Below are 12,682 nucleotides of genomic sequence, written 5' to 3' on the forward strand. Positions count from 1 at the left end.
GGTGCCGCGGCCGAGCAGCTCGAGCGTCCCGCCGGCCGGGTCGTCGGCGACCAGCGGCCGGTCGTCGGCGGGGACCGGCGCGCGGCCGCCCGCCGTCGCGGCCCGCGGGCGCAGGCAGCCGGAGATCGACGTCGTCGTGAAGGTCGCCCAGCGGTCGGGCAGGTCGAACGCCCGCTGCAGGGCGCCGCCGTCGACCGTCCGCGAGCCGGATCCGCCGACCACCAGCGCGGTCCGGATCCGCGGCGAGTCGCCGCGACGGACGACCTCGATCCGGCGCAGCGGCCCGACCCCGAAGCGGGCGGTGCGGCGATCGGCGTCGGCGGGCGCGAAGCGGCGGGTCCAGCGGTGCAGCGGCGCGTCGGCCTCGTAGGGGTCGTCGACGCTGCGCAGCCACGAGCGCGGCGGACCGCCGAAGACGTTCTCGACCGCCTCGGTGCGGCCACCGCTGGTCGAGAAGAAGTAGGTCGTGACCGGCGCCCGGTCGACGGTCACCACCTGGCCCGCGGTCGCGCTGACGGCCGCGTCGCCGCTGGCGGTCTCGCCCGCGACCCCGCGGTAGACCTGCGAGCGCACGTCCGGCCACTGGCTGAAGGGCCGGCCGCCGACCGGGGTCGTGATCGCGTAGCTGCGGGCGGCGATCGCCTGGGCCTGGAGCGCCGCCGCGGGCCAGTCGGCCGGCGACTCGCCGGTGATCACGCCGCGCAGGTACTGCTCCAGGTCGAGGTCGTTGACGACCAGCACGCCGTCGCCGTCGGGGAGCACGTCGAGCGCTCCGCGGAAGCGGCCGTCCCGGACCCCGTCCGCCGCCACCCCGGCGACCGCCAGCAGCCCGGTCGGCGACAGGACGCGGACCCCGCCCGGCGCCCGGCCCAGCTGCCTGCCGCCGCCCGCCGGCAGGACCGCGATCCCGCCACCGCTGCGTCGCAGCCGGTAGGAGCGCTCCGGGCGGACCGCCAGGCCGCCGATCCGGCTCGCGCCCGAGACCGTCGCCTCGCGCCGCCCCCACTGCAGCGCCACGCGCACCGACGGGCTGCTCGGCAGCCGGGCCAGGGCGGTCCCCGGGTAGTAGTGGGCGAGGATCGCGCGGGCATCGGAGCCGCGCTCGGCCATCCCGTGGGCGCCCCACTGGCTCATCCCGACGCCGTGCCCGAAGCCGGCGCCGGTCACCACCAGCCGGCTGCCGGCGGCGTGGCCGGCGTCCGCGGTCCCGCAGGCGATCAGACCCGCGGCCAGCAGCGCGCAGGCGGCCCGGCCGCTTCGGGAGCGGCACGCGGCCGCCCGCGCCGGGGCGGGGGGATTCCCGGGAGCAGGCACCGATCCGACGGTAGCGCGACCGCTGGCGGCGAACGCCGGTGGCGTGCCGGAGGGGTCCGCTTCGCTACGCTCGCGCGGTCGTTCGTCGCGGGCCGCGTCGAGTGGCGCTCGATCCTCCATGCCCCAGAACGTCCGCCTCGTCCAGAACCTCCGTCCGCGCCTGCTGGTGCTGACGCTGCTCGCCGGCGTCGCGGCGACGGCGATCGCACCGGGGCCGCTGCGGGCCGCCGATCCGCCCGCCGCGGGCACCCCGGGGGTCCCGATGACGCTCGGCGGGCCGTTCGGCCGGATCGCGCTCGACACGGACTGGACGGTCGCCAGCGACCCCAACGACGGCGGGCTCGCCAGCGGCTGGCAGAAGGGCGGCTTCGACGGCAACGTCGTCACCGTCCCCTACGTGCCGAACGCGGACCGGATCACCGGGGCCGCCGGCGTCCTCAGCCATCGCGGGTCGATCGCCTGGTACCGGCGGACCGTCCAGGTCGACCAGACCGGCGCCTACGCGATCGCCTTCGGGTCGGTCAACCACAAGGCGACCGTCTGGGTCGACGGCCGCAAGGTCGCCAGCCACACCGGCGAGTTCCTGCCGTTCGAGGCCCGCACCCAGCTGACGGCCGGGCGCCAGCACACGATCGTGGTCCGGGCCGACTGGCGCGACCCCGAGAAGATGAAGAACCAGGGCTGGCACCGGGCCTGGTTCAACTTCGGCGGCATCAACCGCGAGGTCACGCTCCGCCGCCTCGGCGCGAGCGAGGTCAAGGCCCCGTACGTGGTCACCCGGCTGCAGTCGAACGGCAGCGCCAAGGTCACCGTCAGCGCCGCGATCACCAACCGCAGCGTCACGCGCGGGATCCAGCTGTCCGGCGTCCTGCGGCGCGAGGGCCAGGAGGTCAAGCTCGACTTCCCGAAGACGACGGTCCCCCGCTCCGGCACCCGCCGCGCGTCGGTGACGGTCACGATCGACGACCCGGCGCTGTGGGCCCCGGGCTCGCCGAACCTCTACGACCTGACGCTCGGCGTCGCGGGCGAGAGCGCCTACCAGACCCGCACCGGCTTGCGGCAGATGAGCCAGCGTCGCGGGCAGCTGTACCTGAACGGCAAGCGGATCCAGCTGCGCGGCGCGTCGATCCACGAGGACGCGCCGGGCTACGGCACCGGGCTCCACGCGCCGCAGATGGACTCGCTGATCGACGACCTGAAGGCGATCGGCGCCAACGCCACGCGCGCCCAGCACCCGCTGGCCCCGGCGCTGCTCGAGCGCCTCGACGCCGCCGGGATCATGGTCTGGCAGGGGATCGGGCCGGTCGACTCGCCCGGCTCGTGGACCAACCGCAGCGCCGCCCAGCAGCGGAACATCCGCGAGCGCGTGCAGACGACGCTCGACGAGCAGCAGACGCACCCGTCGACGATCGTCTGGAACCTGGTCAACGAGATCGCCAAGAACGGCAACAGCCACGGCCAGATCCCGTACATCCGCGAGACCTCGCGCAAGCTCAAGCGGCTCGATCCGGACCGGCTCGTCGCGCTCGACGTCTGGGGCACGCCGCGCAAGCTCTGCCGGCCGAACACGCTCGGGATCGTCGCGCTCGGCGTCTGGCAGACGAAGCCGAAGAGCTGCCGCCAGCCCAACGGGCAGCCGGGTCGCGAGGTCTGGGACAGCCGCCTGCCGCAGCGGATGGGCCCGGTCTACCAGTACGTCGACGCGATCGGGATCACCAACTACGAGGGCTGGTACAGCGAGCCGGGCGCGCCGATGCCCTACCTGGCCCGCCGGATCAAGGCCTACACCGACAAGGCCACGAAGATCTACGCCGGCAAGGCGATCGTGGTCACCGAGTTCGGTGCCGAGGCCAACGGCGAGAACTCGACCTCGCGGCCGGGCGGCTACGACTACCAGGCGAACCTGATCAAGACGACGATCGCGGCCTACGCGGCGAACCCCAAGATCCAGGGCACGCTGATCTGGAACCTGCGCGACTTCGGCGTCGCCCCGACCTTCCTCGGCGGATCGATCCGCAACGTCTACAAGGGCCCGCTGCGGCTGGTGCGGGGGCTCAACCAGAAGGGCCTCTTCACCTACGACGGCAACCCCAAGCCGTCGGTCGCGGTGACCAAGGCGGCGCTCGCCGCGGCCGGCGAGCGCGCCGGGCACTGAGCCGGCGGAGCCTGGGGGCACTGCGGCGACTGGCCCTGGGCCTTGCTGGCCCGCGGTGCGTCGGTCGGCTCCGCCGGCCAGGTGCTCGGGTGACTGGGGCTGGGTACGGGCGGGCTGGTGTTGGCCGCGGCCACAACCGCGGCCGGCGGCTGACGGTCTGGGCTGACGGGCCGGACCCCCCGGTCCTTGCCCACCTGCGGTGACGGGCCGGATCGACCGGCCGATCCGGCAGCAACGACCACACCTGAGAGGCCACGCGCGCGCCGCGCCATGGACCGGGCGCGCATACGGCGCCAACCCACACGCACCAGACGCCACACCACCCCCGAACCACGGGCCCTGGCGCCTGACGCACCCCAGACCTGCATCACACGCCAAACGCTCCCCGAACCACGGGCCCTGGCGCGTCGTGCAGCCACCCACCAAGGCTCACCCAGCCACGCACCCGACAACCAGCCGCCCGACCCACGCCCAAGACCCACTCAGCCAGCGACAGCCACCCCGCCACCGACCCGGCCCCACCCGTCGCCGCTTCGCGATCGCCCCGGTCACCCAGATCGAGGGCCGCGGCGACGCGCCGGAGGGACCGCCTCAGCCCAGGGTCGGCATCCCGCGCAGCTCGGTCGCGCTGCCGATCGGGACCGGCTCGTCGGCGTGCAGGCCCGGGACGCCCTCGATCGCGATCGCGATCGGTCCCGGCACCGCCGGCCGATCGGTCGGGAACCAGGGCCGCCACTCGCGGACGCAGATCAGCAGGCCGGCCTCGTCGCCGGCGGCCGCGAAGCCGCTCTGCGGATCGCCGAACCAGGTCGGGATGCCGAGCCCGGCCAGGCGGTCGACCAGCGCCGAGACGTCCGGGGCGCAGACGCCGACCTCGCTCAGGCCGCGGATCAGGCCCGGCCCGCCCGGGGCGCCACCGTCGGAGGCCGGCTCGGGTTCCCACGGGCGCCGGTGGCGGGCGATCAGCTCGACGACATGCCCGGCCGGGGTGACCGCGTAGACGCTGTGGGCCGCCCAGGCCGGGAAGTCGACGATCGTCTCGCCGTCGTCGACGGTCAGCAGCGGCGACGCGCCGCGCAGCCAGCGCGCGGCCTCGACCAGCCGGTCCGGCGCGACCTCCAGGGCGACGTGATGGCAGGGGCCGCCGCGGGCCAGGCTCGGATGGCCCTCGTCGATCGGCCGGAAGGCCAGGACCCCGTCGCCGATCGCGACCGCGAACCCGCCGTCGGGCGCCCCCGGCGTGCGGGTCAGGCCGAGCGCCCCGACCCACCAGGCTCGCTCCTCCTCGATCCGGGCGGTCGAGAGCGTCACCCAGCGGATCCGCGGCGGGAGGTCGCTCGCGGGCGGCAGCTCGATCGGCATCGCGTCCAGCGTAGTGCCACGGCCGCTCGACCCGATCTGCCCACGAGACGAAGCCGCGACACGGCGTCGATCCTCGAAGCCGTCGACCGAGCCCGCCACGGCCGCCTCCGAACGCGCCCGGGCACCCGGAGCCTCCGCGCGGGCTCGTGTCCCGACGCCCGATCGACGCCCGGCGGCGCGCGGCTCAGGCCTCGACCACGCCGGCCTCGACCGCGGCTGCGCGGTAGGCGGCCGCCAGCGTCGCGACCGTCTCGTGGGCGTTGAGCCCGCTCGGGTTGGGGACGACCCAGAGCGCCGCGTCGCCGAACCGCGCGGCGTCCTCGAGCCGGTCCGGCTGGCGCCCGGGCACGGCCTTGCGCTCGCCGAAGGCGTCGCGGTAGGCCGTGATCCCGGCGATCGCGACGACCCGCGGGCGGTGCTCGGCGACGAACCGCAGCAACCGCTCTCCGCCCTCGCGCAGCTCGTCCCGCGACAGCTCCGACGCGCGCACGGTCGCGCGCCGGACGAGGTTCGTGATCCCGACGCCGCGGCCGGTCAGGTGGGCGCGGTCGGCGTCGGACATGCCGGCGGCGCGGTCGATCTCGTAGTCGCTGATGCCGGCGGCGGCGATCGCCGGGTAGAAGCGGTTGGCGGGATGGGCGAAGTGCGTCTGCACCGCGGCCGTCCAGAGCCCCGGGTTGATCCCGACGAACAGCAGCCGCAGGTCCGGGCCGACCAGGTCGGGGACCTCGTGGTCGCGGAACGACTCCAGCTCGGCGCGCGTGAACCTCATTCGGCCCGCGATGATGGCGCCCCGCGGCGGGGTCTGCGGGGCGGCACCGTCGAACGCCCGCCGCAGCGGTGCGATCCGCGGGCGCGACGGCTCCCGGCCCACCCCCGGGCGCCAGACGCGGCGGGCGACCGGTGCGCCCGGGACGTCGAATCGCCGTCTCGGCACCGCCGCGGAAGCGAGACGACCATCGAGCGCTCGGGGCCGTCGAATCGTCATCTCGATACCGCCGGGGGAGCGGGATGGCGATCGGCCGCTCCCGGGACCTCCAATCGCCATCTCGGCACCGCCGAGGGAGCGAGACGGCGATCGAACGCCCCGGGCCGTCGAATCGCCATCTCGATGTCACCGCGGAAGCGAGACGACGATCGGCCGTCCCAAGGACGTCCAATCGCCATCTCGACAGCGGAGGCGCGGTCAGATGACCGTATGGCGGCCTGCAGGCGACGCCGACGCCGACGCCGCGGATCGCGCGGCCCGCCTCGCGCCGGCGCCCCAGCCCGCCGCCCGCCGCCCTGCCGCCCGCGGCCCGCCTCGCGCCGGCGCCCCAGCCCGCCGCCCGCCTAGCCCTGGTTGCCTGCCGCGATCCGGCGCAGGTCGATCGTCGAGTCGTAGAGCTCGGGATCGACGCCCTCGGCGATCGCGACGTCGCGCAGCGGCTCGCCCGAGGCGGTCGCCTTCTTGACGATCTCGGTCGCCTTGTCGTAGCCGATCGCCTCGTTCAGCGCCGTCGCCGTGGCAAGCGTGGCGCCAGCCGACGCGTCGGTGCCGCGCTTGTTGGCCTGCACGCCGTCGATGCACTTCTCGGCGAAGGCGACCGACGCGGTCGACAGCAGGTGGATCGACTGCAGCAGGTTGCGGGCGATCAGCGGCACGCGGACGTTCAGCTCGAACTGGCCCTGGAGGCCGCCGATCGTGATCGCGGCGTCGTTGCCGATCACCTGCGCGCTGACCTGCAGGACGACCTCGGGCAGGACCGGGTTGACCTTGCCCGGCATGATCGAGGAGCCCTTCTGGAGCTCGGGCAGGAACAGCTCGCCGATGCCGGCGCGCGGACCGGAGCCCATCAGCGCGATGTCCTGGGCGATCTTGGTCAGCGAGACCGCGACGACCTTCAGCGCGCCGGACAGCTCGACCAGCGCGTCGCGGTTGGCCTGGGCCTCGAACGGGTCCTCCGGCGGGGCGATCAGGTCCAGGCCGGAGTCGGCCTTCAGCAGGTCGCGGACCTTCGGCGCGAACTCGGCCGGGGTGTTGAGGCCGGTGCCGGTGGCGGTGCCGCCGAGCGGGATCTGGCCGACCTGCGGCAGCGCGTTCGCGACCCGCTTGGCGCCCAGGCGGACCTGGGCGGCGTAGCCGGCGAACTCCTGGCCGAGCGTGACCGGGACCGCGTCCATCAGGTGGGTCCGGCCGGACTTGACGACGTCGTGGAACTCGGTCGCCTTGGCGGCCAGCGACGCCTCGAGCTGCGCCAGCGCCGGCAGCAGCTTGTTCGTCGCGTCGTCGAGCGCGGCCAGGTGGACGGCCGAGGGGAAGGTGTCGTTCGACGACTGCCCCATGTTCACGTGGTCGTTGCGGTGCGCGGCCCCGCCGGTCAGCGCCGAGATGACCTCGTTGACGTTCATGTTCGTCGAGGTGCCCGAGCCGGTCTGGAAGACGTCGATCGGGAACTGCTCGTCGTGCTCGCCGGCGGCGATCGCCTTGGCGGCGTCCTGGATCTTCCGGGCGATCTCGCCGTCGAGCTTGCCCAGCTCGGCGTTGACGGCGGCGGCGGCGCCCTTGATCCGGGCCTGCCACTTGATCACCTGGATCGGCACCCGCTCGCCGGAGATCGGGAAGTTCTCGACGGCCTTCTGGGTCTCGCCGCCGTAGAGGATCTCTGCCGTTGCCATGTCTGCCTCGGGGATGTCGCGTGGATGTCACCTGGGTGGCGTGCACCCAGGGTGCCGCTCGGCGCGGGGCCCGGGAGGCCCCGTCGGATGCCGGGCGGCGGCCAGCCGGAGCCTACTCCTGGGCCTTCCGCCGCCGTTCCCCGGACCGTCGCCGGATACATCGCACACGAGATCCGACGCGCGGTACGATCGCCGCGAGGGGGCGCGGAGGGGCGTCCTCCGTCTACGCCTGGTTGGAGGCCGTGATGCACCGTCGACTGCTCGTTCCCGCCCTGACCGTCGCTGCCCTGGCGACGGTGCCGACCGCCGCCGGCGCGGCCTGGGCGCCGGCCTCGTCGGCCACGATCCGCCCCGGCGTCCAGACGCGGACCGTCGGCAGCGGCCAGTGCACGTCGAACTTCGTCTTCACCAGCGGCAGCGACGTGCTGATCGGCCAGGCGGCCCACTGCCAGAGCACCGGCGAGGCGACCGACACCAACGGCTGCGACGCCAAGACGCTGCCGGTCGGGACGAAGGTCGCGATCGAGGGCGCCACCAAGCCCGGCACGATCGTCTACAGCTCGTGGGTGACGATGCAGGCCAACGGCGAGAAGGACCCGAACGCCTGCGCCCACAACGACCTGGCGCTGGTCCGGATCGACCCGGCCGACGCCGGGCGGGTCAACCCGAGCGTGCCCTTCTGGGGCGGCCCCAACGGCCTCGGGGCCGACACGAAGGCGCTCGACGGGGTCCACTCCTACGGCAACTCGTCGCTGCGGGCCGGCCTCGAGCTGCTGAAGCCGAAGACCGGGATCAGCCTCGGCCAGGGCGACGGCGGCTGGACCCACACGGTCCTGACCCTGACCCCCGGGATCCCGGGCGACTCCGGCAGCGCGTTCCTGTCCGAGGACGGCCGCGCGCTGGGCACCTTGAGCACGCTCAACCTGCTGCCGCTGCCGGCCAGCAACGGCGTCGGCGACCTGCGCCGCGAGGTGGCCTACGCGAACGCCCACGGGGGTCCGGCGGGCCTGCAGCTGGCGCTGGGCACCGAGCCGTTCTCGTCGACCGACGCGGCGCGCGCGGCCCGCGAGGTCGTCGTCCGGCTCGGCGCCGACCTGCAGGAGATCGCCTCCGGCCGCACCGTCCAGCGGCTGCTGCGGACGCTGGGCGGCCTGATCGGCTGACGGGCCCGCGCCCCGGGCCACCGGTGAGCGGGTGGCCCGCTCGCCGGCGCGACCGGCGGGGTACGCTCGCCGGCCCCGATGCTGGCCCGCTCCCCGCACGACCGCGAGATCCTGCGCCTGGCGCTCCCGGCGCTGGGGACGCTGGCGGCCGAGCCGACCTACCTGCTGGTCGACACGGCGATGGTCGGCCACCTCGGCACCCGGCCGTTGGCCGCGCTGGCGCTCGCGGCCGCGGTCCTGGGGACGCTGGCCGGGCTCGGCGTGGTGGTGACCTACGCCACGACCGCCGCGGTCGCGCGGCTCCACGGCGGCGGCCGCCACGAGCTGGTCCACCGGCTGGCCGCCCAGTCGCTGTGGCTCGGGGTCGGCGCCGGGCTGCTGGCGGCGGCGATCGCGATCCTCGCCGGGCCGGCCTGGATCGACCTCCTCGGCGGCCGTGGCGCGACCGCCGACGCCGCCGCGCGCTACCTGCGGATCGCGGCCCCCGGCCTGGCCTGCGCGATCCTCGGGCTGGCCGCCCAGGGGTGGCTGCGCGGCACCGGCGACCTGCGCACCCCGCTGCTGCTGGTGCTCGTGGGCAACGCGGTCAACCTGGTCCTCAACCCGCTGCTGATCTACGGCGCCGACCTGGGCCTCGACGGCAGCGCGATCGCGACCCTGACCGGGCAGCTGGCGATGGGCACCGGGTTCCTCGCGGTCCTCTGGCGCGGCTCGCGCGGGACGTCGCGGCGGCCGTCGGCGGCGCTGCTCGGCCACCTCGGCGGCACCGGCCTGCTGCTGCTGGTGCGGACCGGGGCGCTGCTGCTGTCGTTCAGCGCCGCGTCGGCGATCGCCGCACGCGTCGGCGAGCCGTCGCTGGCGGCGCACCAGATCGGCTGGCAGCTGTTCCTCTTCCTGGCGCTGGTCCTGGACGCGATCGCGATCGCCGGCCAGGTGCTGATCGGGCGGGCGCTCGGCGGGGGCCGGATCGACGAGGCGGTCGCGGCGGCCCACCGGATGGTCGGCTGGACGGTCGCCCTCGGCGTGCTGACCGCGGTCCTCCTGCTGCTGCTCCACGACCCGATCGTCAGCGCCTTCAGCGACGAGGCCGAGGTCCGCGACCGGGCGGACGCGATGTGGCCGCTGCTCTGCCTGATGCTGCCGTTCGCCGCCGCGGTCTTCGCCTTCGACGGGATCCTGATCGGGGCCGGCGACGCGCGCTTCCTGGCGATCGCGATGGTCGTCGCCGCCGCCGTCGGGATCCCGGCGATGATCCTGATGCGCGACGCCGGCTGGGGGATCGCCGGCGTCTGGGGCGGGATCGTGCTGCTGATCGGCGTGCGGCTGGCCGGCACCTGGTGGCGGTTCGCCGGGCGGCGGTGGGCGCGGCCGGGGGCCTGGCGGGGCTAGGCCCACCAGGCCACCGGGCTCAGCGGACGGTCAGCGAGGCGCTCTTGGCGGGCGACCGGTTCCCGGCCGCGTCGGTCGCGCGCAGCGAGACGCGGTAGCGGCCGGGGGCGGGTCGCCGGCGGAGCAGCGTCAGCAGGCGCGTGCCGCGGCCGAGCCGACGGCTGACGACCGTCCGCCGGTCGCTGCCGCGACGGGTCAGCGTCGCCCGGACCGTCGCCGCCTCGTCCAGCCGCAGGCGGACGGCCAGGCCGCGGCCCGTGCGCCGCAGCTGGATCCGGGTCGGTCGCGGGGCGCGCCGATCGCCCGGCTTGGCGCCGGCCAGCTGCGCCAGGTGGTCGTGCAGCGCCGTGCCGTTGGGCGCCGCGGGCGTCCCCTGGACGTCGTTGATCAGGGTCAGGCTGGCGCAGGCCGGGGTCGCCCGCTCGTTCGGCGCCAGCACCACCCACTGCCAGGCCAGGTAGCCGACGCCGTGGGCGTCGGCCCAGTCCATGTAGCGGCGGTCGTGCGTGTCCTTGCAGTCGGTCTCGCCGAACTCGCCGGTGACCACCGGGACCTGCGCGGCGACCGGCGCGATCTCGGCGTCCCAGCAGGCCTGGTCCTGGCAGCGCTGCCCGTTGTAGTTGTGGAAGCTGGCGACCAGCTGCCCGTCGTCCGGGCGCGCGGCCAGCCAGCCGCGGAGGTCGTTGGCGTAGTCGAGCCCGCCGAGCAGGATCGGCTGCTGGGCCCCGGCGCCGCGGATCGCGGCGACCAGCGCGCGCATCCCGGTGGTCGTGAAGGTCTGGCCGTCGAAGGCGCCGGCGCCGTCGTTCTGGCGCGGGGCGGGGCAGCCGCCGTTGCTCCAGCAGGCCCAGTCGAGCGGGACCGTCGTGCCGTCGTCGAAGCTCTGCGAGAACGGCTCGTTGAAGGCGTCGAAGAGCACCGACGGGTCGTCGCGGAAGCGGGTCGCGACCGACGTCCAGAAGGCCGGCGAGCGGTCGTCGGCCAGCATCCGCTGGCCGTCCGCGGCGACGCCGTCCGGACCGCTCCAGTGGAGGTCCAGGATCACCGCCAGCCCGGCGGCGTGCAGTCGCGAGACCCAGTCGGCGACCGCGTTGCGGTAGCCGTCGGCGGACAGGCCCCCGGCGGGATGGCCGTCGTCGCCGAGCCAGCAGTCCTGGTTCAGCGGCACCCGGACGACGTTGGCGTGCCAGCTGGCGATCAGCCGGGCCTGCTCGTCGGTCGGGCCGACGGTGGCGGGGCCGGCCTCGTTCGCGTAGGCGTAGCCGTAGTGGCACGCGTACTCGAAGCTCGGCCAGTTGACGCCGCGGGGGACGAAGGCGCTGCCGGTGGTGGTGTCGACCAGGCGGTTGCCGTCGACCTTCGGCGTCGGGGCGGCGGTCGCTGGCGCGGCCGCGAGCAGCACCGCGACGACGGCCAGGAGGAGCGAGCGAATGGAGCGTCGGACGGTGAACATGGCGCGCAGCCTCCCAGGCGCCACGTGAAGCGTCGATGAAGAGCCCGGCGGGGCGGCGCGACGGCGCCGTCGCGCTAGTCGTCCTCGCTCACCGGCAGCGGCTCGGGAAGCGGGAAGCCGACCGTCCGGCAGTGCTCCTCGATCCGCTTGACGACGGTCTCGATCACGAAGACCCGCGCCCAGCGCTTGCTCTCGGCGGCGACGAGGTCCCAGGGCGACCGCTCGGCGTCGGTCTCGGCGACCATCTCCTCGACCGCGGCGGTGTAGGCGTCGCGCTTGCCGCGGTTGCGCCAGTCCTCGTCGGTCAGCTTCCACGCCTTCAGCGGGTCGTCGCGGCGGCGCTCGAAGCGCTTCAGCTGCTCCTCGTCGCTGACGTGCAGCCAGAACTTGACCAGCAGCGTGCCGTCGTCGACCAGCTGGTGCTCGAACTCGCGGATCTCGCTGTAGCCGCGGCGCCAGTCCTCCTCCGCCGTCAGGCCCTCGACCCGCTCGACCAGGACCCGGCCGTACCAGGTGCGGTCGTAGACGGCCATCCCGCCCTTGCCCGGCAGCGGCAGCCAGAACCGCTGCAGCCAGTGGTGGCGCAGCTCGTCCGGCGTCGGCGCCGCGAACTGGGCGACGCGGTAGTGCCGCGGGTCGAGCGGATGGACCAGCCGCTTGATCGCCCCGCCCTTGCCCGACGCGTCCCAGCCCTCGAAGACGACCAGCAGCGGCGGCCCGATCCGGCCGCTGCCGATCTGCCCGCCGAGCGCCAGCCGCAGCTGCGCCAGCCGCACGGCGCCCGCCTCCAACCGCGCCGCCTCCTCCTTGCGCGAGAGCTTGAGGGTCAGGTCGAGATCGTCGAGGCGTCCCATGGGCGCAGCGTAATGGGCCGCCGACCGTGCCTCGGCGGCCCCGGCCACGGCGAGGGTCAGCGCGCGATCGAGATCCCGACCAGCGGCGCCGACCGCCCGCGGGCGGCGCGCCGGATCGTGATCGTCACCGTCCTGGTCACCGCGCGGCCGCCGGTCGGGCGGAAGACGACGGTCAGCGTGCGGCGGCCGGCCTTCAGCGACGCCGGCAGTCGCAGCGCCAGGCCGACCGTGCCGGCGCGGACGACCCGCGCCGTGCCGCCGGCCAGTCGCCGCCGGCCCTGCCGCAGCGAGACCTCGACGGTGCCCGGCGCCGTCAGGGTGGCCCGCAGCGGCA

Annotated in this window: 10 protein-coding genes; 3 read left to right on the forward strand and 7 right to left on the reverse strand. The window is 75.2% G+C overall.

The genetic code is table 11. From position 1 onward, the window contains the following. On the reverse strand, window positions 1-1,314 hold a 1,314-nt coding region (locus tag PAI11_RS14115), incomplete at its 3' end, for a SpoIID/LytB domain-containing protein (protein WP_040600337.1). A 118-nt stretch (window positions 1,315-1,432) separates the two neighbouring features. On the opposite strand from PAI11_RS14115, the gene PAI11_RS14120 reads away from it, so the two are divergent. Then, window positions 1,433-3,469, forward strand: a complete 2,037-nt coding sequence (locus PAI11_RS14120; protein WP_007575931.1) for a glycoside hydrolase family 2 TIM barrel-domain containing protein — start codon at window positions 1,433-1,435, stop codon at window positions 3,467-3,469. A 591-nt stretch (window positions 3,470-4,060) separates the two neighbouring features. Here the strand turns inward: PAI11_RS14120 and PAI11_RS14125 are convergent. From PAI11_RS14125 to PAI11_RS14135, 3 genes are all read right to left on the reverse strand, one after another. Then, window positions 4,061-4,831: a VOC family protein gene (locus tag PAI11_RS14125; protein WP_007575935.1), complete on the reverse strand. Its 771-nt coding sequence runs from the start codon at window positions 4,829-4,831 to the stop codon at window positions 4,061-4,063. 184 nt (window positions 4,832-5,015) lie between these two features. Continuing rightward, window positions 5,016-5,603, reverse strand: coding sequence for a mismatch-specific DNA-glycosylase (locus tag PAI11_RS14130; protein WP_007575938.1), 588 nt, complete (start codon window positions 5,601-5,603; stop codon window positions 5,016-5,018). A gap of 560 nt (window positions 5,604-6,163) precedes the next feature. Then, the gene (locus PAI11_RS14135) at window positions 6,164-7,489 is read right to left on the reverse strand and encodes a class II fumarate hydratase (protein WP_007575940.1); all 1,326 of its coding nucleotides are present in this window, start codon (window positions 7,487-7,489) and stop codon (window positions 6,164-6,166) included. A 245-nt stretch (window positions 7,490-7,734) separates the two neighbouring features. On the opposite strand from PAI11_RS14135, the gene PAI11_RS14140 reads away from it, so the two are divergent. After that, the gene (locus PAI11_RS14140) at window positions 7,735-8,652 is read left to right on the forward strand and encodes a hypothetical protein (RefSeq protein WP_007575941.1); all 918 of its coding nucleotides are present in this window, start codon (window positions 7,735-7,737) and stop codon (window positions 8,650-8,652) included. Window positions 8,653-8,730: 78 nt separating this feature from the next. After that, entirely contained in the window at window positions 8,731-10,041 is a 1,311-nt protein-coding gene (locus PAI11_RS14145; RefSeq protein WP_007575942.1) for an MATE family efflux transporter, read from the forward strand. 19 nt (window positions 10,042-10,060) lie between these two features. Here PAI11_RS14145 and PAI11_RS14150 read toward each other — a convergent pair whose 3' ends face one another. The 3 genes from PAI11_RS14150 to PAI11_RS27320 form a co-directional block, all read right to left on the reverse strand. Continuing rightward, window positions 10,061-11,494: a glycoside hydrolase family 5 protein gene (locus tag PAI11_RS14150; RefSeq protein ID WP_007575944.1), complete on the reverse strand. Its 1,434-nt coding sequence runs from the start codon at window positions 11,492-11,494 to the stop codon at window positions 10,061-10,063. 74 nt (window positions 11,495-11,568) lie between these two features. Next, window positions 11,569-12,348, reverse strand: a complete 780-nt coding sequence (locus PAI11_RS14155; protein WP_007575946.1) for a polyphosphate kinase 2 family protein — start codon at window positions 12,346-12,348, stop codon at window positions 11,569-11,571. Window positions 12,349-12,404: 56 nt separating this feature from the next. Then, a partial coding sequence (locus PAI11_RS27320) for a hypothetical protein (protein WP_040600342.1) occupies window positions 12,405-12,682 on the reverse strand: 278 nt, incomplete at its 5' end.

This window comes from Patulibacter medicamentivorans (genome assembly GCF_000240225.1).
In the GTDB taxonomy this organism is placed as follows: Bacteria; Actinomycetota; Thermoleophilia; order Solirubrobacterales; family Solirubrobacteraceae; genus Patulibacter; species Patulibacter medicamentivorans.